This window comes from Bradyrhizobium valentinum, from assembly GCF_001440405.1.
GTDB lineage: Bacteria > Pseudomonadota > Alphaproteobacteria > Rhizobiales > Xanthobacteraceae > Bradyrhizobium > Bradyrhizobium valentinum.
The window spans coordinates 481-18,645 of the sequence record NZ_LLXX01000203.1 but is presented as its reverse complement, the minus strand read 5'-3'; the positions used below and the strand labels follow the sequence as shown (position 1 = coordinate 18,645).

21 protein-coding genes and 1 tRNA gene are annotated in these 18,165 nt (G+C 61.6%); 9 read left to right on the top strand and 13 right to left on the bottom strand.

Features of this window, described 5'->3' with window-relative positions; all coding sequences use genetic code 11:
* The first annotated feature begins 1 nt into the window (after nt 1).
* On the top strand, nt 2-916 hold the full coding sequence (locus tag CP49_RS35570; RefSeq protein ID WP_057854770.1) for a DMT family transporter: 915 nt from the start codon (nt 2-4) through the stop codon (nt 914-916).
* A gap of 191 nt (nt 917-1,107) precedes the next feature.
* Here the strand turns inward: CP49_RS35570 and CP49_RS35565 are convergent, their stop codons facing one another.
* The 3 genes from CP49_RS35565 to rplU all read right to left on the bottom strand — a co-directional run bounded on the left by CP49_RS35565 (nt 1,108) and on the right by rplU (nt 2,681).
* Nucleotides 1,108-1,704: a GNAT family N-acetyltransferase gene (locus tag CP49_RS35565; RefSeq protein ID WP_057854769.1), complete on the bottom strand. Its 597-nt coding sequence runs from the start codon at nt 1,702-1,704 to the stop codon at nt 1,108-1,110.
* 124 nt (nt 1,705-1,828) lie between these two features.
* Nucleotides 1,829-2,098, bottom strand: coding sequence for a 50S ribosomal protein L27 (gene rpmA, locus CP49_RS35560; protein ID WP_028348532.1), 270 nt, complete (start codon nt 2,096-2,098; stop codon nt 1,829-1,831).
* Nucleotides 2,099-2,189: 91 nt separating this feature from the next.
* Complete coding sequence (gene rplU / locus CP49_RS35555; protein ID WP_057854768.1) at nt 2,190-2,681, bottom strand: 50S ribosomal protein L21; 492 nt, start codon at nt 2,679-2,681, stop codon at nt 2,190-2,192.
* Between the two features lie 352 nt (nt 2,682-3,033).
* On the opposite strand from rplU, the gene CP49_RS35550 reads away from it, so the two are divergent.
* The 3 genes from CP49_RS35550 (at nt 3,034) to CP49_RS35540 (ending at nt 4,986) form a co-directional block, all read left to right on the top strand.
* A complete protein-coding gene (locus CP49_RS35550; RefSeq protein WP_057854767.1) occupies nt 3,034-4,134 on the top strand; it encodes an ROK family protein in 1,101 nt (366 codons plus the stop codon).
* Between the two features lie 320 nt (nt 4,135-4,454).
* Nucleotides 4,455-4,544: transfer RNA gene (locus CP49_RS35545), tRNA-Ser, on the top strand.
* A 55-nt stretch (nt 4,545-4,599) separates the two neighbouring features.
* Nucleotides 4,600-4,986, top strand: a complete 387-nt coding sequence (locus CP49_RS35540; RefSeq protein ID WP_057854796.1) for a hypothetical protein — start codon at nt 4,600-4,602, stop codon at nt 4,984-4,986.
* Between the two features lie 107 nt (nt 4,987-5,093).
* Here CP49_RS35540 and CP49_RS35535 read toward each other — a convergent pair whose 3' ends face one another.
* The 6 genes from CP49_RS35535 to CP49_RS43895 form a co-directional block, all read right to left on the bottom strand.
* Nucleotides 5,094-5,882 (bottom strand): phytanoyl-CoA dioxygenase family protein, encoded by a 789-nt coding sequence (locus tag CP49_RS35535; RefSeq protein WP_057854766.1) that lies wholly within the window; start codon nt 5,880-5,882, stop codon nt 5,094-5,096.
* A 189-nt stretch (nt 5,883-6,071) separates the two neighbouring features.
* The gene (locus CP49_RS35530) at nt 6,072-6,791 is read right to left on the bottom strand and encodes an ABC transporter ATP-binding protein (RefSeq protein WP_057854765.1); all 720 of its coding nucleotides are present in this window, start codon (nt 6,789-6,791) and stop codon (nt 6,072-6,074) included.
* Nucleotides 6,788-8,026, bottom strand: a complete 1,239-nt coding sequence (locus CP49_RS35525) for an ABC transporter permease (protein WP_057854764.1) — start codon at nt 8,024-8,026, stop codon at nt 6,788-6,790. Before CP49_RS35525 ends, CP49_RS35530 begins: the two co-directional genes overlap by 4 nt.
* Before the next feature lie 5 nt (nt 8,027-8,031).
* Nucleotides 8,032-9,237, bottom strand: coding sequence for an efflux RND transporter periplasmic adaptor subunit (locus tag CP49_RS35520; protein ID WP_057854763.1), 1,206 nt, complete (start codon nt 9,235-9,237; stop codon nt 8,032-8,034).
* 16 nt (nt 9,238-9,253) lie between these two features.
* On the bottom strand, nt 9,254-9,949 hold the full coding sequence (locus CP49_RS35515; protein ID WP_197423338.1) for a tetratricopeptide repeat protein: 696 nt from the start codon (nt 9,947-9,949) through the stop codon (nt 9,254-9,256).
* A gap of 472 nt (nt 9,950-10,421) precedes the next feature.
* Nucleotides 10,422-10,688 carry a hypothetical protein gene (locus tag CP49_RS43895; protein ID WP_082646416.1) on the bottom strand — a complete coding sequence of 89 codons (267 nt, stop codon included), beginning with the start codon at nt 10,686-10,688 and terminating at the stop codon, nt 10,422-10,424.
* A 195-nt stretch (nt 10,689-10,883) separates the two neighbouring features.
* Between CP49_RS43895 and CP49_RS35510 the strand changes: the two genes are divergently transcribed.
* Nucleotides 10,884-11,888, top strand: a complete 1,005-nt coding sequence (locus CP49_RS35510) for a glycoside hydrolase family 3 N-terminal domain-containing protein (RefSeq protein WP_057854761.1) — start codon at nt 10,884-10,886, stop codon at nt 11,886-11,888.
* Between the two features lie 91 nt (nt 11,889-11,979).
* On the top strand, nt 11,980-12,186 hold the full coding sequence (locus tag CP49_RS35505) for a hypothetical protein (protein WP_057854760.1): 207 nt from the start codon (nt 11,980-11,982) through the stop codon (nt 12,184-12,186).
* A 31-nt stretch (nt 12,187-12,217) separates the two neighbouring features.
* On the opposite strand, the gene CP49_RS35500 is transcribed toward CP49_RS35505, so the two are convergent.
* Entirely contained in the window at nt 12,218-12,616 is a 399-nt protein-coding gene (locus CP49_RS35500) for a hypothetical protein (RefSeq protein ID WP_245311050.1), read from the bottom strand.
* A gap of 761 nt (nt 12,617-13,377) precedes the next feature.
* On the opposite strand from CP49_RS35500, the gene CP49_RS35495 reads away from it, so the two are divergent.
* Complete coding sequence (locus CP49_RS35495) at nt 13,378-13,950, top strand: response regulator transcription factor (protein ID WP_420807682.1); 573 nt, start codon at nt 13,378-13,380, stop codon at nt 13,948-13,950.
* Between the two features lie 269 nt (nt 13,951-14,219).
* Here the strand turns inward: CP49_RS35495 and CP49_RS35490 are convergent, their stop codons facing one another.
* The 3 genes from CP49_RS35490 to CP49_RS35480 form a co-directional block, all read right to left on the bottom strand.
* Entirely contained in the window at nt 14,220-14,462 is a 243-nt protein-coding gene (locus CP49_RS35490) for a hypothetical protein (protein WP_057854758.1), read from the bottom strand.
* A gap of 360 nt (nt 14,463-14,822) precedes the next feature.
* On the bottom strand, nt 14,823-15,215 hold the full coding sequence (locus CP49_RS35485) for a response regulator (protein ID WP_057854794.1): 393 nt from the start codon (nt 15,213-15,215) through the stop codon (nt 14,823-14,825).
* A gap of 284 nt (nt 15,216-15,499) precedes the next feature.
* A complete protein-coding gene (locus CP49_RS35480) occupies nt 15,500-16,225 on the bottom strand; it encodes a Crp/Fnr family transcriptional regulator (RefSeq protein WP_057854757.1) in 726 nt (241 codons plus the stop codon).
* An 867-nt stretch (nt 16,226-17,092) separates the two neighbouring features.
* On the opposite strand from CP49_RS35480, the gene CP49_RS35475 reads away from it, so the two are divergent.
* On the top strand, nt 17,093-17,509 hold the full coding sequence (locus CP49_RS35475; protein WP_057854756.1) for a response regulator: 417 nt from the start codon (nt 17,093-17,095) through the stop codon (nt 17,507-17,509).
* A gap of 230 nt (nt 17,510-17,739) precedes the next feature.
* Complete coding sequence (locus CP49_RS35470; RefSeq protein ID WP_057854755.1) at nt 17,740-17,925, top strand: hypothetical protein; 186 nt, start codon at nt 17,740-17,742, stop codon at nt 17,923-17,925.
* Nucleotides 17,926-18,165 lie beyond the last annotated feature (240 nt).

The window sequence follows — 18,165 nt, the reverse complement described above, 5'->3', positions numbered from 1 at the left end:
AATGAGCCTCTTCGCCAAGATCTCCACCTATGACGAGCGTTCCGCGCGGCTGGCCGGCATCGGCTTGATGCTGCTGTCGATCTTCATGTTCTCGTTCGGCGATGCGCTCGGAAAATTCATGGTCGCGACCTATTCGGTCGGGCAGTTGTTGTGGCTGCGCGCCTGCGCCGCGTTACTGGTGCTGCTGCCGATAATCTGGAAGCAGCGCGCCGAATTCACCCACTTCGAACGACCGTGGCTGCAATTGCTCCGCGTGACGCTCTCGACGCTGGAAGTCGCCGCCTTCTTCCTTGCCACCGTCTATCTGCCGCTCGCCGACGTCATCACCTACTATCTGGCCTCGCCGATTTTCGTCACCGCGCTGTCGGGAATCGTGCTTGGCGAACATGTCGGCTGGCGGCGCTGGACCGCGATCCTGATCGGATTCTGCGGCGTGCTGATTGCGCTTCGTCCGTCGTCGCAAACCGTAAGCTGGCCTGCGATGATTGCGCTCGGCGGCAGCCTGTCGTTTGCGCTCCTGATGCTGATCACGCGCTCGTTGCGGGCGACGCCGGATATCGTGCTGACCACGACGCAATTCGGCGGCACCTTCCTGCTCGGCGCGTTGATGTCGCCCATTGGCTGGGTGACGCCTTCACTCGGCAGTCTGGGTCTGTTCGCCGCCGCCGGCATCGTTTCTGTCGCCGCGCTGGTATGCATCAACCGCTCGCTGAAACTGGCGCCGGCCAGCGTCGTGGTCCCGTATCAATATTCGATGATCGTGTGGGCGGTGATCTTCGGCTTCGTCGTGTGGGGTGACGTGCCGTCGATCTCGACCATCATCGGTGCAGCCATCATCATCGGCGCGGGCATTTATATCTTCCTGCGAGAACAGAAGCTCGGGCGCGAAGAAGCGGTGGTCAATCCGCCGGCGTGACTGGTGAGGGTCGCGCACTTCTCCCTTCTCCCCTTGTGGGAGAAGGTGCCTTCGCGAAGCGAAGGCGGATGAGGGGTCTCTATCCGCGGAAGCAGACCCCTCACCCGTCTCAAATGAGCTGCGCTCATTCGATCCACCCTCTCCCACAAGGGAGAGGGGAAGAAGCGGCCGCGTTTTCGACTATGGGTGAGCTATCTCCTGGTCGAACTTCCCCAGTTCTTCAGCGACGCCCAGACACCGCGCGTCAGGCGGAAGCGGTCGACGGGGGTCGAGGATCCCAGCGCCTCGAAGCGGTGCAGCTCGACGCCGCTCCACTGGAAGCCGCATTTCTCCAGGATGTTGCGCGAGGCCGGGTTGGCGACGCGGGCGCCCGAAATCAGGTGCTCGGCATCGAATTCCTCGAAGAAGAAATCGATCACCGCGCGCGCGGCCTCGGTGCCAAAGCCCTGGCCCCAATGCGCGACGCCGAGCCAATAGCCGAGTTCCGGCGCGTCCGGCTCGCTGCGGTCGATCCCGACCATGCCGATGGGCGAAAAGTTCTGTTCGATCAGAAACACGGTCTCGCTGTTATCGGTGGATGTCGCGCGCACGAATTCGACGGCGTGATCCTGCATATAGGGATGCGGCAGGCGGCGGGTGTTTTCCGCAATGCGCCGATCATTGGCGAGATGCGTAATCGCTTTTACGTCCGCGAGCGTCGGCCGGCGCAACGTCAGCCGTTCGGTCTCGAGGACGCAGCTACTCGCCTCACGCAAGGTTGAGGTCGGGATCGGGATGTCCTGCAACATGTCGGGCTCCTGATTGCGAATATGCGCAAAATAAAAAGGGGAGGCCGGTTTCCCGCCTCCCCTTGGAGCCCATTTCGACTCCGCCGGTTCAACAGGATCCGGCAGACTCGATTGTGTCCACCGTCTATTCGGCCGCCTCCGTCATCGGAACTACCGATACGAAAGTGCGACCATTGGCTTTTGCACGAAACTCGACATGACCTTCGACCTTGGCAAAGAGAGTATGGTCGGTGCCCATGCCGACATTAAGGCCGGGATGCCAGGTGGTGCCGCGCTGACGCGCGATAATGTTGCCGGGAATCACGTGTTCGCCGCCATACGCCTTGATGCCAAGGCGCTTGCCCGCTGAATCGCGACCGTTTCGCGATGAACCGCCTGCTTTTTTGTGAGCCATGGCTCGTCTCCGACTTCGCTATATTTCTAGATCAATTCCTTGACGGAATCATTTCACTTTTTGTCGCGCCTCAATTTTTAGTCGAGGCGTATCACTTCTCGCTCTTGCCCTTCGCGGCGGCCTTCTTGGCCGGGGCCTTCTTTGCGGCGGGCTTCGCCGCAGCCTTCTTGGCAGGCGCCTTCTTCTTGGCGGCCTTCGGCGCCTCGTCGTCCTCAGCAACTGACGCGACGACCTTTTCCTTCTTCGGCCGCGGGCCGATCGAAGGCTTGTTGTTATCGGTCAGGATCTCGGTGATGCGAAGCACCGTGATCTCGTCGCGATAGCCGCGCTTGCGGCGCGAATTCTTGCGGCGGCGCTTCTTGAACGCGATCACCTTCGGGCCGCGCTTGTGGTCCAGCACTTCGGCCGCAACGGAAGCACCTGCCACCGTGGGCGTGCCCAGCACCGGCGTGTCAGCGCCGACGACCAGAACTTCACCAAGCTGCACGATCGTGCCGACTTCGCCGGCGATCTTGCCTATCTCGAGCACATCATCCGGAACGACGCGGTATTGCCGGCCGCCGGTTTTGATGACTGCGAACATCGTTTTATTCCTTCGTGTTCGATCCCGGCCTCGGACGTTTTCCCCAAGGGGGCTGTCCGGGTCGGCTTTTTGGTCAGTCGTTGTGGGTACGATTTTCGCGCGGCCGGGGAGCGAACCCCTTAAGATTTCACGCAAAAACAAGCGGCGCGAGAAATCCCGCGCCGGATGCGGGGACTTATAGCCGCAGAATGCCGTGAGTCAAGGCAAAGAGGCCCAAAAACCGGCCAAAAATGAAGGATTTGGCGCGTTCCTCGCCGGGCCGGCCTGACGCCCGGGGGCTGAAGCGGACCTCCTATTGAAACCAATGGGTTCCCCGCCCGTTGTCGGAAAGATCCGGCAGGGGCTTTGGTACATGGCAGAAGACACCACAACGACCACGGGGATCGCTCGCCACGGGGCCGCCCGCCTGCCCTCGGTCGAGGTCGACAGTTTCAACATCGAGTTGAAGGACGACGAGGGCTTTCTCGGCGACCGCGCGAGCAAGGGGGCCTTCCGCAAGATCCTGGACAGCTTGCGCAAGCCGCTCAGGAAGAACGGCGACGATCCCCTGGGCAAAAAACCGGCCGGCGACATCGCCAAGGGCGAACTCGACGAGGCGCTGGTCGGCGCCGATGTCGGCGCCGCCGCGCTGGTACATAGCGCGATCGAGGAATTCGCCCAGGAACTGGCCTATGTGACGCGGCGGTTCCTCAAGACCAAGGCGTGGGCCGATACCGAGCGCATCGTGGTGGGCGGTGGCTTCAGGCAGAGCCGGGTCGGCGAACTCGCGATCGCCCGCACCGATCTCATCCTCAAGGCAGAGGGCCTTGAGGTCGACGTGGTGCCGATCCGCTTTCACCCCGACGATGCCGGCCTGATCGGCACGCTGCATCTGGCTCCGTCATGGATTTTTGAGGCCCATGACAGCATCCTCGGCGTCGATATCGGCGGCACCAACATCCGTTGCGGCGTGGTCGAGACGCGCTGGAAGAAGGCGCCCGATCTTTCCAAGGCCGAGGTATGGGCGTCCGAGCTGTGGCGGCACGCGGACGATGAGCCGACCCGCGAAGGCGCGGTGAAGCGGCTGGTCAAGATGCTGAAGGACCTGATCACGGCCACAGAGGCCGAAGGCCTGAAGCTTGCGCCCTTTATCGGCATCGCCTGTCCCGGCGTGATCGACGAGGACGGCTCGATCGAGAAGGGCGCGCAGAACCTGCCCGGCAATTGGGAGAGCAGCAAGTTCAACCTGCCGGCAAGCCTGGTGGAGGCGATCCCGCGGATCGGCGATCACGACACCGCCGTGCTGATGCACAATGACGGCGTAGTGCAGGGCCTTTCCGAAGTTCCCTTTATGCAGGATGTCGAGCACTGGGGCGTGTTGACCATCGGCACCGGTCTCGGCAATGCGCGCTTCACCAACCGGCGGAAGGACAACGGCAAGGACGAGAAGAAGGCGAAGAAGGGGCGGGATTAACGCATCCCGCGGGCGGTAAGGTTGACTGGTTAGGTTAAAACCGGGTTCACGTTGCCGTTTCGCTCCGCCTTGCTACCGTCGTTTTCGTCGCTCCGGCTGACCGGCGAAGCCGCACTTCCCGGCCAGGATTTCAAAGCAGCGGCACGGGACCGTCAGTTTTTTGTCGCGTCTGGCGGTCCCACCCTTTTTTCCGAAAGCCGTCCGGCGCGCGCGCCCGCCATTTAGGGGCGAATTTCTCCACCCCGCGCCTTGTCTGCCCCGGTTTCCTCGCCTAGAACACGCCCCGACCGCAGGGCCGAATCCGGCCCGCCTTGGCGCCTGGAGAGGTGGCAGAGTGGTTGAATGCACCGCACTCGAAATGCGGCATAGGTGCAAGCCTATCGGGGGTTCGAATCCCTCCCTCTCCGCCATACCGCTGGTTCTTCGCACATTGTCCAAACTGCCAGCGAACGCAAGGAAGCGCCAATGAAGATTGGACCGCAACCGGACAAATGGCTCAAAAAGAAAGCCAAGCAAGGAATGCGCGGCTATCCCATCGGCACGATCGCCTTCTATGGTCCTGACAACCAGCGCGCTTCGAAAGTTGCCGTGTCTGTGATTCCATATGAGGGAGCCGAGCCCGAGCTGCGCCGCTGGTTTTCGGAAACCGGCGACGTGCGGATGGACAAAGCTATTCTTGGCGAGATCGCCGCGTATCTGCGCCAGCATTCGGCACGGTCGGTAGCGATGGCGGATGGGATCATGGGCTGTCCTCACGAAGAAGGGATCGACTATCCGATGGGCGAGCCTTGTCCCCAATGCCCGTATTGGAAGGGACGAGACCGCTTCACCGGGGAATTGGATCAGGGTTGATGGTGGTCCTCGGAGAGGGAATTCAGAGTCCCTCCCTCTCCGCCAGCTTCTGACTCGAAGGTCTTTCGGTTGCTCAGCGAAGGCGCCGACGACCTCTTCCTCCGGCTTTAGAACATCAGCCCGCACGCCTGACGGATGGCGAGTTGAACCGGCGATGGCGGCAGCGCCGGATCAAACTCGGCTTTTGGCAGCAGCGGTGGCTGTGCCATGAAGCGCGGTCGTTCTCCGCGATGAGGTTGCGCGGCGTGAACCAGGAATGGGTGGCACAGGTAGACGGTGCCTGCGCGACCTGTCGCCAGTTCAACTTGGCAATCTTCCGTAGAGGCGTAGCCATGGGCAGAGAGCTGCCTGAGCGTCGCGCCCGCAGCGCCATAGGGCAGCAACTCCCGCGCAATGGTGGCGTGCGAACCTTTTCGTATCTTCGTGGGCGCATCGTCGGAGCCAACATCCGACAACAGAAACAGCATCAGCAATAGCCGTCCGCTGCTCTTCACATTGGCCCGCCATTCCATGAAGTCAGGACTGTCGCCAAAACTCATGTCCACATGCCAGCCATCATCACCGGGGGATTCTGGCGAGGGAAAGCGGATCGGAAAGGTTCCGAGGCCCTTGGGCGCAAGCCAGCGGTCTGCGCCGACGAGCTGATCGTAGGCCTTGTGCAATTGAGGTGTGTTGCCGGCTTCAACGAATGGAGGCGAAGACTTGGACGCTACTCGAATGACGGGCCGAATCCAGCTTTCGGGCGCGTCTGGCAACAGCCCAATATCAGCCCACAGCTCGTCCCTGCATTGCTTTGCAAGGTCGGCGCTGAAGGCATTTTCGATTTTGACGAAGCCGTCGTCAATGAAGCTCTGGACCTGACGGGAGGTCAGGCCGACGTGCTCGGTTTTTGGCATTACACATTTCCCGTTCGGCCACCGCGTCAGCGGAGCCATGTTGATCTGATCGGCGCGGATGCACCGCAACGAATTGGGTCGTTCAGATCAGCGGGAAGAATGTGGACATGAACATCATGGCAGCACCGTATGCTCTCCGGCAGACGAGATCAAGGATGCACGACGAAGCGTTTCGCCTCCAGCTTCTGACTAGCTCACCGCCTCGCAAACCAGCTCGCCTCTGCCCCGTTCGGTAATCTCAGCGATCTTGCCGTCGACGATGTGGATGCGGCGGTCGGCGCGGGCGGCCAGCGCTGGATCGTGGGTCACCACGACCACGGTCTGGCCCTTGTCCGCGATATTGCGGAGGATCGAGAACACCTGTTCCGTCGATGCGGTATCGAGTGCGCCCGTCGGCTCATCGGCCACGATGATCTCGGGCCGGTTGGCCAGCGCGCGGGCGATGGCGACACGCTGGCGCTGGCCGCCGGAGAGCTGGTTGGGACGCTTGTTGGCGTGCTCGGCAAGCCCGAGCGAGTCCAAGAGAGCAAGGCCGCGCTCGCGCATCTCAGCTTCAGCCATCCTGCCGGCGGCACGCATCGGCAGCAGCACATTGTCGAGCGAAGTGAACTCCGGCAGCAGGAAATGAAACTGGAACACGAAGCCGCATTTGGTCAGGCGGACGTCGGCCCGGTCCGACTCCGACAATTTCGAGGTCGGCTGACCGCAGATCATGACCTCGCCTTCGCTGGGAGCATCGAGCAGGCCCAAGAGATAGAGCAGCGACGATTTGCCCGATCCCGACGGCCCGGTAATGGCGACGAATTCACCCTTGCTCACCGCAAGATCGATACCGTTGACGAGGGTGTGCGAAACAGCGCCCTCGATGCGGCGAACCAGCTCCACTGCCTGCAAAGCGACTTCGGTCATGATGCTCCCCGGATGATTTCAACTGGATGCACGCAGGTTGCCTTGCGCGCCGGGAAGTAGGCCGCCCCTGCGCAGCAGACAAGCGATATGCCGCCGACGATCACATAGTGCGCCAGCGAGTAATAGATCTGCAGCGGAACGGTCGCGCCCGTCAGCGGATTGAAGATCGTGATCTTCGACCAGCCGTAGCAGAGCAGGTAACCGAGGATCCACCCGAACAGGATGCCGACCACGCCGATGATGGCGGCTTCGATGATGAAAATCCGCCGCACCGCATACTCGCGCATGCCCAGCGATTTCATGATCGCGATGTCCTGGCGCTTCTCGTGCGTGATCGTCGAGATGATGTTGTAGGTAGCAAAGGAGGATGTCAGCAGCATCGCGCCCATCACGGTGAGCACGATGAAGTCGCGCACGGTAAAGGATGACAGCAAGTCGGCATTGGCTTCCTGCCAGGACACCGACTTGTAGCCGGTCTGCGCTTCGACTTGGGCGGCGACCTTTTGCGCCAACATGGGATCGTTCAACCGCAGTCGGAGCTGGTTGATTACCCCGCTCTGTCCCATCATGACCTGCGCCGGCCCCATCAGCGAATAGATCTGGCTCTCATCGACGCGCTTCAGGCCGGAGCGGTACAGCCCGGCCACCGTCGAATTCAGTTGGACGCCCTGGCCGCCGACCAGGAGAACGGTGTTGCCGGTTTTTACGCCGAGCTTTTCGGCCAGGGCCTCGCCCATGATGATGCCGTTCGGCGCACGTGAAAGGTCGTCGATCTTGCCCTCACGCATCTGCGTGGCGAGTTTCGAGACCTGAACCTCACGGCGGGGGTCGATGCCGGACAAGGTGATGCCGATGCGCGCGCCGCCGTGATTGACGATCGCGGTGGTCTTCGCCGAGGGAGCCACGTCTCCAGGTATCCAGGAGCGCAGTGAGCTCATCACCGATTCCGAATATCTGATTCCGGGACGTTTGCCGACATTGGCGATGTCGGACATCTGGACCGCCGCATATTCTTGCTCCGCGGGTTGCGTCGGCACGGAGCGCCGCTCGTCCTCGACCGTGATATGCGGCATGGTGTCGACGAGCTGCCGCAGGAAGTCGATCTGCGAGCCCTGCATCAGGCCCGCCATCATGATGGTGAAGCCTACTCCCATGGATACGCCGGCCATGCCCACAAGGGTCTGCCGCACCCGGGTGCTGACGTGAGTCCATGCGATGTTGAACAGAAGTTTCACGGCGGCTACCGGCTGTTGCTGATCATGTTGCGACGGGCGTCATTAACAACGGAATCGATGTGGGCGGTCATGGCTGCCGAAATCACCGCATCGTCGGGATCCGAGGGAGCTGTGGTGGCCGAGGCTACTACGGTAGCTTCGGGTGTTTCGGCTGGCTGATCGGTCGGTTCGCTCGCGGCCGCCGGTTCCACAGCTCTCGTCAAGCTGTTGTCGATGCGAATCCTGGCGCCGTCAGCGAGATCGATGCGTGCGGGCGAAAGCACGGGGGTGCCCTTGGATACGTCGCCGATGATCTCGATGTTGCGGCTGCCGCGGATGCCGACTTTGACGGGCACGCGTTTGACCCGGCCGTCATCGACCATCTGAACGGAATCGCCTGCGACGGCCTCTGCCGGCACGACGATGGCCGCCTGCTTCTCGCGGAAGATGATATTGGTCTCGACTGACATGCCAATTCGCAGCGGCGTATCCTGCGGCAGCCGCAAATAGACCCGGAAGGTCTTTCGGGTCGGGTCACCCTTCGGCGTGATCTGGGAGACCGTGGCCCGCAGGGCCCTTCCGGGGAAAGCCTCGCTTCGCAGAAGAGCCTTCTGGCCAGATGCGATGCGGTTGATCTCCTCCTCATTGATTTCGGCAACGACCTGCATCGGTGCAGGCGGTCCCACCCAGAACAGGACATCGGTGGGACCGGCGATCTCGCCGACTTCGCTGTCGCGCCGCAGCACCATGCCGTCGAGCGGCGCTCTCAGCAGCATCGAGTCGAGCCGCACCTTCTGCGCGGCGATCTTCGATTTTGCTTCCTCGAGCTTGGTCCAGCGCTGCTCGTACTCGGTGCGCGTGGCGTCGTTCTTGTCGCGATCCTTCTCGGCGCGCGCCAGATCACGCTCGAGTTGGCCCCGATTGATTTCCATCTGATCCAGCGCGCTGCGCTCCTCGGCGTCGTCCTGGCGGCCGAGGACCTGGCCGCTCTTGACCACCTGTCCTTCGCATCGGCAAAGCTCGACAAGCCGGCGGCGCTGCAGCGGCACCACTTTGGCCCAGCGCTCGGGCTCGACGGTGCCCGTTCCGTAAACGGCTTCGGAAACCGGCGCGAGGCTCGCAATGCTGGTGGTCACCAGCGGCGGATGAAGCAAATGGGAATAGCCATAATAGCCGGCCCCTGCCGCGGCGATAGCCAGAATTCCGGTTGCGACGAGATGCTGCAATTTCATGGTGCGTCCCCTTAAATCAAAAGCCAAACCGCTTGCGCAGGCCCGGTGGAACCTGATCGAGCAGATCACGGGCATCATCTCGCTTTGCATTCTTCACCGGAGCTGCCGACGTGGCCTTGGGAGGTGCCTGCAATACCGTGACGTTGGACGGCGCCGGTTGCGAGACCGCAGACGACGACGGGGCTGCCGGCGCCGGCTGCACGGCCGCGGGTGCAGGTGGGGGTGTAGCGGCCGCGGGCTGGTCCAACTCTACAGCTTTTTCGATACTCGGAGCCTTCCCAGCGCCGGCAGCCCGAACGGCGCGCCAGGCTCTTGCGGCCACGACCGCACGGCCGATCTCGTCGCTCGTCATCTTCTTCATGAGCAACGACATCAATTGCCGCGCTCCGTTGCGGTCCTCGTCGAGTTTGCTCGCCGAAGCGACGATATAGGCCCAGCTATAAGCCTTCACATTGTCCTTGGTTATGCCGCGCCCGCTCGCATAGAGGCCGGCAACAATCAACATGGCGTGGGCGTGCCCCTGATCGGCCGCGCGCGAGAACCACCGAAATGCCTCCGCGTCGCTGCGCGAACGGCCGACGCCTGCTGAATGAAGTGCCCCAAGATAGAACTGGGCATCATCATCGCCCGCTTGCGCCGCCTGCTCGTAGTGATTGGCCATTCTCTGATCGGACGCGGTGTCGGCAACAGCAGTGCGGACGCCGATCAGCACAGCGAAGCAGCAAGCAACCACTACAACTGCTCGCTTCGTGGCCGTCGAAATCGCGTAGCGAAATCCTGGCCGCAAGGATCGGTTTGAGATCGGGTTGATCGATCGGTAATTTGGGATGCACCGCATTGCTTGTCCACGCTTTCAGCTTTGTTCGTGAAAGGCGCCTGAGGCGTCTGAGCCGCGCCTGGCAGCCGGAATTTCTCAGCCAGAGTCGACGATCGTCTCCTCCAGCGAACTGAAGCCTAGCCCACCTGCGCGCTGACAAATGTGCGACGCGTCACATATCCAGCTTGTCGCGGCCGGAACTCAGCTTCTCTTTACTGGCTCGACGCGCATTGCCGGCAGGCCGATGGGCTTGCAACGAGATTGGTTGCCGTGCCCAGGCAGATGATCGCGGTGATCATCATGGCATCGAAAAAACTCGCCCGAGCCTCTCGGCCCGGGCGAGCTTCTTGTCTTCGTCCGTCTCGAATCAATAATAGCGGTAGCAGACGTTGACCGGGCCGTAGGGGCTCCATTTCCAGCAGCTATTATAAACGTGGAAATGATGGCGATGGCCGTGATGACCATGCCCATGATGATGATGACCATGACCGTGATGACCGTGGCCTCCACCGTGCCCGCGATGGCCGCCGTGACCGCGACCTCCGGCGGAAGCCTGGCTCGGGATGGCCAAAGAAGCAGTGGTCAACGCCAGAGCAGCAATCGTGGCCGTAATGATCGTCTTGATCTTCGTCATGGACGTCTCCTGGGTTGGGCAGAGCGAGGATCGCTCTGCGATGATCCACCCCTAGAGGCGCTGGCTGCGATGCGATGTGACCAAGGTCACCCAATTGGCGGGATCATTGGTACGGCTCGGCGAGTCGGGTATCTTCCTCTTGCGTGGCGCGATTAGGTCCGGCTGGACTCAAGGCGCTATGCCTAAGGCCATCACATGCCCATCGGCGAACTCTTCATCCTCGGCTTCTTCGGCAAGACCGTCCCAGTGTGGCTGAAGGAATTCGCCGTCCGCTACGGCCTCGGCGGCGTGATCCTGTTCGATTATTCCTGCCGGACGCAACAATACGACAACAACATCGAATCACCGGAACAAGTGCAGCGCCTCTGCGCCGAGATTGCCGCGCTGCCGTCGTCGCCGATGGTGTTCATCGACCAGGAAGGCGGCCTGGTGCGGCGGCTGAAGGAGAGCCGCGGCTTTGCGCCCTTGCCCAGCGCAAAGGAATTCAACCTGCTCGCGCCGGATCGAAAGCGCGAAATTCTCACCGCGAGCTTTGCCGAGATGCGGCAGCTCGGTATCCACTATGATTTCGCGCCGGTGATCGACGTCGATTACAATCCCGACAATCCCAATATCGGCAGGATCAAGCGTTCCTTCTCCGCTGACATCGCCGACGTGGAAGCCAATGCGTTGCTGGCGAGCGAGGTGGCGCGCAAGCAGCGCATCGGCCTGTGCCTGAAGCATTTTCCCGGCATCGGCGGCGCGGCCGTGGATTCGCATCAGGAATTCATGGATATTTCCGATGCGCTACGACAGGAACAGGAAGAGTTGTTCTATTCGCTCGCGCCAAAGATGTTCGGCGATGCGGTGCTGGTCAGTCACGCCATCGTCAGGCAATGGGACAAGGATCGCCCGATGACGCTGTCTGCGGCGGGGCTTGGCCGTTTGCGCAAGCGACTTGCGGACACGCTCCTGATCACCGACGACATGCAGATGCAGGGATTGCAAAAGGCGCTGGGCACGCGGGAAGCCAGTCTGCAATCGCTGAAAGCGGGCATGGACATGCTCTGCATCGGCAACAACCTGTTCGATCAGGAGGAGGAAATGGCCGGGATCGCCGAATATATCGGAGGTCACCTGCGCGATGGAACCTTGTCCGGTTCGGAGATAGAGAAATCGATCGCGCGGGTAGGCAAGCGAAAGGCGCTGTTTGAGGTCTGAACCTCGAGGCCCCCTGTCAGATCAGGCAAACGATCTGTTGCCCTGCGATGCTGTTGAGACTACAAGCCCTTTTTAACCGGAAAGAGCGACGATGGCCCATAACTTCGCGATCAATGACAACGTCCATCACCAGCAGCAGGGCCCGCAGGGCCGCGCCGACGTGAAGGAACGTAGCATCTACACCATCGTCACCTGCCTGCCGATCGAGGCCGACGGCCGCCCGCGCTATCGCATCCGAAGCACGACCGAGAATGTCGAGCGCGTCGTGACCGAAGAACAGATCTCCAGGCTCGGCTGATCCCCAGGACCGTTCGCTGCGTTCGAAGCGCCTACTGCGCCTTCTCGTGCGCCGCGATGCCGATCGCCTTGTAATCATAGGTCGGATAGAACTCGGTGCGGTAGCTGCCCCAGGCGGTGTTCTCGAGGATGCGGTTGACCTCGCGCAACCGCGACGCCGGCAGCCGCAGCGTCACCACCTGTCCGATTCCCATCATCACGTACCAGCTCACGACTTCGACGCCGTCCGGCGGGAAAGCCTTGTAATAGCCTTGGCGCTGAAGCTGCGCGTTGAGTTCGCTCAAGGGCCGCGACTGGTCGTGCTTTAGGAACACGGTGAGCATCACGGCATTGTCAGCCGTCGGCGGCGCGTTCTCCGCCGGTGCAGGTGCGGTTTGCGCCGCCACGCCCGAGCTGAACGCCAGGACGCCGGCCAGCACGGCCATCGTCATCCATGATCCCTTTGCTTGCAACATCGCCGTCTCCCTTTTTTGGGTTCGTTGCGGGATGATTTTGCGCCTCGATCGTTGCGAGGCAACGGGAGCCTATAAATCGGAATCGACGAAATGGCGGCGTGATCAGCGTTTTCGCGGGCCAGTTGTGAAGCAAATCACACGCGTATGACACGGCTTGCGCTAAGCCGCGGCAAGAGCGGCCGCCTCAGTCCACGAGGATCGAACCGATGAAAACGCGGCGGATGGCTTACTGGTGGTTCAGGTTTGTCGTCTCGGGACGGTTTCTCGAAAAGTTCCTCAAGCTGGGGCGCTCCTGATCCATCGCCGCGACGATAGCCGGATCATTGTTTCACCTTCTCAACCGAACGTATTCGTTAGCGCGATGGCCCCTGCGGGCAGGCCGGTGCGGAAATGCCGCGCCGGAGCACGGGCGCCGGGTCGGGTGCCGAATGGCTTGGAAAGCCATGACGAGAGCCGGTTGAATCCCATTAACAAAGTAAATGCACTCTCCGTAAAAATGCGGAGGTGGCGGGCTGCGGCATTTACGTTTGGATTCCGCATCTCGATCCAAAATAGCCAATCCGGGCTCAATTTAGAGCGGCCTTTTTGCCGATTTCCGCCCGCCGACGTGCCCGCCGATCGTATTCTCCGTATTCTTACTGGTTCGGAAATTAACCATGCAGGAGCGTGCAGCCGATAAAAATAGTTATATGTCAGGACAAGACCATCGCGCCGCTGATTCGCACTTCAGGAAGTGGATGGAAAGCATCTCGCCTCTCGAAGAGAATCCTGAAATCGTCCGACTGTCGATTGCGCGCTCGCGGGCCGCGGACGAGGCGGGTGCTGCGATCGCCCGGCAGTTGAACGGACCGCTGACGGCGCTGCTGCTCTACATGAATGAGATCAAGCAGCACAGCAACCAGTTTTCGCAAGCGTCCGGCAACCGGGTCTACCTGCAACAGGTGGTCGAAAACGCGCTTCAGCAAACCGAGCGCGTCTGCGCCCTGGTGAAGCAGATGTCGGACAATCATCCGGCGCCAGCGTCCGATGCCGTTTGCAAGCAGGCAGGCGAGGGCCATGCCTGTCGCCCTGGCGAAGGCGCGCGCAAGCCGGGGCTGGCGTTTGCCCCGGGGACCGGCCAGAAGCCGCTGACCAAGCGCGAGCGCGAGGTGCTGAGCCTGATCAGCGATGGTTGCTCCAACAAGCAAGGCGCCTTGCGTATGAATATCAGTCCGAGGACCTTCGAGAGCCATCGCGCCGAGGCCATGCGCAAGCTTGGCGCCCGCAACACCGCGGATCTGGTTCGCAAGGCGCTGCTGCAGCCCGCCTGATTTCTCCCGAAGCGATGCCTGCGATGCGCGGCTGGGCGCGCGGCCTCAAGCCATCAATGTGCAGGAAGCAGACATGCCGGGCTAGAGTTACTGCGTCACAACGGCTTTATCCCCTCATCCTGAGGAGCTTGCGCAGCAAGCGTCTCGAAGGATGAGGCCAAGAAGCAGCACCGTGGCCTCATGGTTCGAGACGGCGCTTACGCGCCTCCTCACCATGAGGGATTAGTGACGCAGTAACACTAGCCTTTAGGGATCGCCCGTTCTGCCGGTCAGCAGAAGTCTTTGATCAAGGAGCGGGCGCGCGGCGCGGGCCGCGAGAGCGTCGCCTTGGGCTCTTCCGGGATGATCGTGATGGTCCACGCCGCCGGAACGCTCGACTTGCTTTCCACGATCGATCGAACGTGGCCGGTGACCGCCGATCCGGCCGTGCGCACGGTCGCGGTCCTGCCATTGAACTGGGCGATACGCAAACGCCGCACTTCCTTCTGATCGCTCGTTTCAAACGTGAACATGAAGGCACTCCCTTGGTCCACGCAACTATCCCCAGTCAACGTTATCCGGAGGTGAAAATCTCAAACCGTAGAAGTACGGCTAGCCTTACTGTGTCCAGTTCCTCATGGTGAGGAGCGCGAAGCGCGTCTCGAACCATGAGGCCCGACTGTGGCCTACATCCTTCGAGACGCCCGCTGCGCGGGCTCCTCAGGATGAGGTTTGACGGTTATGACGCAGTAAGACTAGCCCGCATCTGCGGCGCGGTCCGGCTCTCGGAGAGGGATTTCGTGCGGTGCACCGCTTGCAGGCCGTTGCATCGGCGGCGGGAGTGACCAATGCGCGGCGTGGTGTTGGAGGCGGCGGCGTGCTCGCGGCAGATGTCAGTCGGCTGAGCCGGGGAACACCGCTTCCATCTTGGTCTTCAGCGTCGCGGCGTTGAACGGCTTTACGATGTAGTTGTTGACGCCGGCCTTTTTCGCGGCGATGACGTTTTCGGTCTTGGATTCAGCCGTGATCATGATGAAGGGTGTCTTGGAGAATTCGGGGCTGGCGCGGACTTCCTTCAGCAGGTCGTAGCCGGTCATCGGCTCCATGTTCCAGTCGGAGATCACCAGGCCGTATCGCTTGGTCTGCATCTTGGCGAGCGCGGCCGATCCATCGTTGGCCTCGTCGACATTCTCGAATCCGAGCTGCTTGAGAAGGTTGCGGATGATGCGGATCATGGTGCTGTAGTCATCGACTACCAGGATCGGCATCGACAAATCAAAAGCCATGTCTGTACTCCGCGCAAGCAGCAAGCCGCCGAACACAGGTGAATGCGCGTTGTACGCGAAAGAGTCTCGATTGTCTTTTCTCGAACCCGCACCCGTCAGCACCGTGACAACTATCAGGGCTCATTGAACGGTGCGTTAATTCGGTTCCGGCTGAAGCGCCGCAAGAGCCGCGATTGGCCGTAGTAATACGGTAATGTATCGGGGGCTGACGCAATCCTCGCGCGCAACGACAATGCGAGGTGTATCACAGATCGGCCGCGGCCGCCGTCGATCGCGGGAAGCGATCATGCGGCCGCGGAATGGATGCGCGGATGCAGCAGCCGCGTGTACTGCGCCTTGACCGTCGCGTAGCACTCGCAGGAAGTCTTGATCAGACCGTCCACATTGGTGATTTCGATGTGGCCGCGGCTGTAGTGGATGAAGTTTGCATGCTGCAGCGTGTTGGCCACCAGCGACACGCTGTTGCGGCGCGCGCCGATCATCTGGGCCATCGCTTCCTGGGTCAGGACGAGCTTGTCGCTGCCGGAGAGGTCGCGCGTATGCAACAGGCATCGCGCCAGCCGGGACTCCACCGTGTGCGAGGCGTTGCAGCCGGCAGTCTGCTGGATTTGCGCATAGATGGCGAGGCCGTGCCGCACCAGCGCGGTACGCAACGTTGCGCTCTGGTCTGCGGCAGCACGAAGCTGGTCAAGATCGATCGTCGAAGCGGCGCCGGGCACCAGCACCACGGCGCTGTTCAGCGCAATCGGGTCGCCGAGTGCGGCGAGTGCGCCGAAAATGCTGTCGCGGCCGATCATCGCGATCTGGACGTGCTCGCCGCGCGCGAGCTTGACGACCAGCGAGATGACGCCTTTGTGCGGAAGGTACGCACGCTTGAGCGTTTCGTCGATTTCGACCAGCACCATATCCGGGCTGAGATCTGCGGCACGCAGATGCGGGCGAACCAGTTCGAAGTCGTCCGCCGTCAGCGAGGACAAAAATCCATTCGGAGAACGAGGGGCTGAATCCAAAGCAGTCTCCTGCCTTGCGGGCTAAGCCGGTCTCTGGTGTTTGGCGCCTGGGTGCCTACAATCCGAAATACAGGATGATCCTTGCACATTTCATTGGCAAGAAGAATTGGCAAAATGGACGCACGCGATTGGCGCCGCGTCGGGCCTCCCCGAGACGGAGTGCTCGCGGCAAGCCGCCGAGGCGGCTCGCCGAAACGTATGCGCGATCGAGGCCGCAGTGCCCCGCACGCCGATTGTTTGTGCGAGGACTTTCTGAAGCGGCGGTAGCGCCTCGCTGTCAGACAAATCCCGCGCGTGCAACGACAGGCGCGGCAAGCGCGATTCGACCCGATGAAGCGCGTTGCACGCAGCAAATTTGTCGGGCGAGCATCAACAGGGCTGGGCATGCCGCGCCGGGCGTTCTCGAAGGTGCGGCGACGCGCAGAAAATCTGTGACGTCGAGGAGGCCGTGCCCGGGCCACCACGATCGCATCGGTCCGCGCCGCCGTTATCGAGCTCTGCCTGGCCTGTTTCGAGTTGCGGGCAGCGCGACGCGAAACTCGGCGACCAGCAGAATCTGCAGCAGTCGAGGAAGCGCAATGCGCTTGGCAATCGAAGGCGGGAGGTCAAACGTCTCGTGTCCGCGACGGCACGGCGCATCACGTTTCCTGGACCGAGAATCAATTCCAGGTTCCGCTACGCCAGGGTTGTGGAACCCGTCTTATACACTGTGGAGGGCAGACAGGCCGGCGGTTTGCGGGCGGAAATACAATAGTGCACTGATTCGCAGGGCAATACGGCCGCGCGATTGTGTTCAAGGCGGTTCCCTCTTGGCCGGGACGGCCGATAAGGCGCTTGGGCGCGCCGATGCCGTGAGGGAGGTGCTCCATGCGTCGCATCTTGGTGGTCGATGACGATCCCATGGTCTGCACGGCCATCGAGATCTATCTCGAGCGTCACGGCTTTGAGGTGACGATAGCCGACGGCGGCGATGCCGGGCTTCGCGCGCTGGAAGACTCCAGCTTCGACCTGATGCTCGTCGATATCTTCATGCCGCACATGCGGGGCTTCGAATCGATCAGGATATTCCACGAGCGCGCGCCGACGATTCCACTGATTGCGATGTCGGGATACGCCTTTGCCAACCTCGACTCGCCGGCGCCGGACTTCCTGCGCATGGCGCTTGAGCTCGGAGCCGCGCGCTGCCTGCGCAAGCCGTTCACGCCGGAGGCTCTGCTGGTGGTCGTTAACGAATGTCTCGCCGAAGCCCGGTCCCATTTCCTGGGTGTCGTTCAGTCGGGCTAGCTGCCAGCCGGTCCAGCGTCATCGCGATGCGCGTTGGCAATCTCTTCGATGCGATCGAGTGTTCGATCGAACGTCGTGCAGTCATCAGTGCCTCTCGCGATTGATCGACGATGCCGTATCCGCGGTCGGAAGGCCTGCAATGAAACCGCGGCCTGCGTCGGTAAGATTTTGTTTACCATAAATGAAATTGGCTAAGGGTTTCTTGGTCTCGCATATCTGTACGGAGCGGCATGTCGATCATCGGTACCGGCAGCGCGCTCTCGTCGCTCGGACTCACCGGTAACCCCGGAGCCGGCACCAGCTTCACCGCCAACCGCACTGCGGCCCCCGGCCGCCTCTCCGGCAAAACCTTGACCTCGCGGCCTGACCGCTTCGATCTTCGCCGCGCCCTCTTCCATAAAACCGCCAGCCGGTGACGTCGCCCGTTTATCGTCGAGGCTCTCAGCTGTCGTTGCCGCGTCCCGGTCGGCGCCCCGAGCACGCCGGTGCGCCAGCTCGTAATGACATTATTCACCTTATCCGTATTAGCACGGACAGTGAAATTAACGTGGCTGTGAAACCCGAAAGGTTATGCCTGAGAGGCGACCAGTTTCTGAATCTTTGGAAGGCGTGCTCATATGGATGACCTGTTGCGGGAGTTCCTGACGGAGACCAAT

Excerpts from the sequence above, each read along its gene's own strand:
- CP49_RS35570 (WP_057854770.1), top strand. The coding sequence starts at position 2 with ATGAGCCTCTTCGCCAAGATCTCCACCTATGACGAGCGTTCCGCGCGG.
- CP49_RS35565 (WP_057854769.1), bottom strand. The coding sequence starts at position 1,704 with ATGTTGCAGGACATCCCGATCCCGACCTCAACCTTGCGTGAGGCGAGT.
- rpmA (WP_028348532.1), bottom strand. The coding sequence starts at position 2,098 with ATGGCTCACAAAAAAGCAGGCGGTTCATCGCGAAACGGTCGCGATTCA.
- rplU (WP_057854768.1), bottom strand. The coding sequence starts at position 2,681 with ATGTTCGCAGTCATCAAAACCGGCGGCCGGCAATACCGCGTCGTTCCG.
- CP49_RS35550 (WP_057854767.1), top strand. The coding sequence starts at position 3,034 with ATGGCAGAAGACACCACAACGACCACGGGGATCGCTCGCCACGGGGCC.
- CP49_RS35540 (WP_057854796.1), top strand. The coding sequence starts at position 4,600 with ATGAAGATTGGACCGCAACCGGACAAATGGCTCAAAAAGAAAGCCAAG.
- CP49_RS35535 (WP_057854766.1), bottom strand. The coding sequence starts at position 5,882 with ATGCCAAAAACCGAGCACGTCGGCCTGACCTCCCGTCAGGTCCAGAGC.
- CP49_RS35530 (WP_057854765.1), bottom strand. The coding sequence starts at position 6,791 with ATGACCGAAGTCGCTTTGCAGGCAGTGGAGCTGGTTCGCCGCATCGAG.
- CP49_RS35520 (WP_057854763.1), bottom strand. The coding sequence starts at position 9,237 with ATGAAATTGCAGCATCTCGTCGCAACCGGAATTCTGGCTATCGCCGCG.
- CP49_RS43895 (WP_082646416.1), bottom strand. The coding sequence starts at position 10,688 with ATGACGAAGATCAAGACGATCATTACGGCCACGATTGCTGCTCTGGCG.
- CP49_RS35510 (WP_057854761.1), top strand. The coding sequence starts at position 10,884 with ATGCCCATCGGCGAACTCTTCATCCTCGGCTTCTTCGGCAAGACCGTC.
- CP49_RS35505 (WP_057854760.1), top strand. The coding sequence starts at position 11,980 with ATGGCCCATAACTTCGCGATCAATGACAACGTCCATCACCAGCAGCAG.
- CP49_RS35500 (WP_245311050.1), bottom strand. The coding sequence starts at position 12,616 with ATGACGATGGCCGTGCTGGCCGGCGTCCTGGCGTTCAGCTCGGGCGTG.
- CP49_RS35495 (WP_420807682.1), top strand. The coding sequence starts at position 13,378 with ATGGAAAGCATCTCGCCTCTCGAAGAGAATCCTGAAATCGTCCGACTG.
- CP49_RS35490 (WP_057854758.1), bottom strand. The coding sequence starts at position 14,462 with ATGTTCACGTTTGAAACGAGCGATCAGAAGGAAGTGCGGCGTTTGCGT.
- CP49_RS35485 (WP_057854794.1), bottom strand. The coding sequence starts at position 15,215 with ATGGCTTTTGATTTGTCGATGCCGATCCTGGTAGTCGATGACTACAGC.
- CP49_RS35475 (WP_057854756.1), top strand. The coding sequence starts at position 17,093 with ATGCGTCGCATCTTGGTGGTCGATGACGATCCCATGGTCTGCACGGCC.
- CP49_RS35470 (WP_057854755.1), top strand. The coding sequence starts at position 17,740 with ATGTCGATCATCGGTACCGGCAGCGCGCTCTCGTCGCTCGGACTCACC.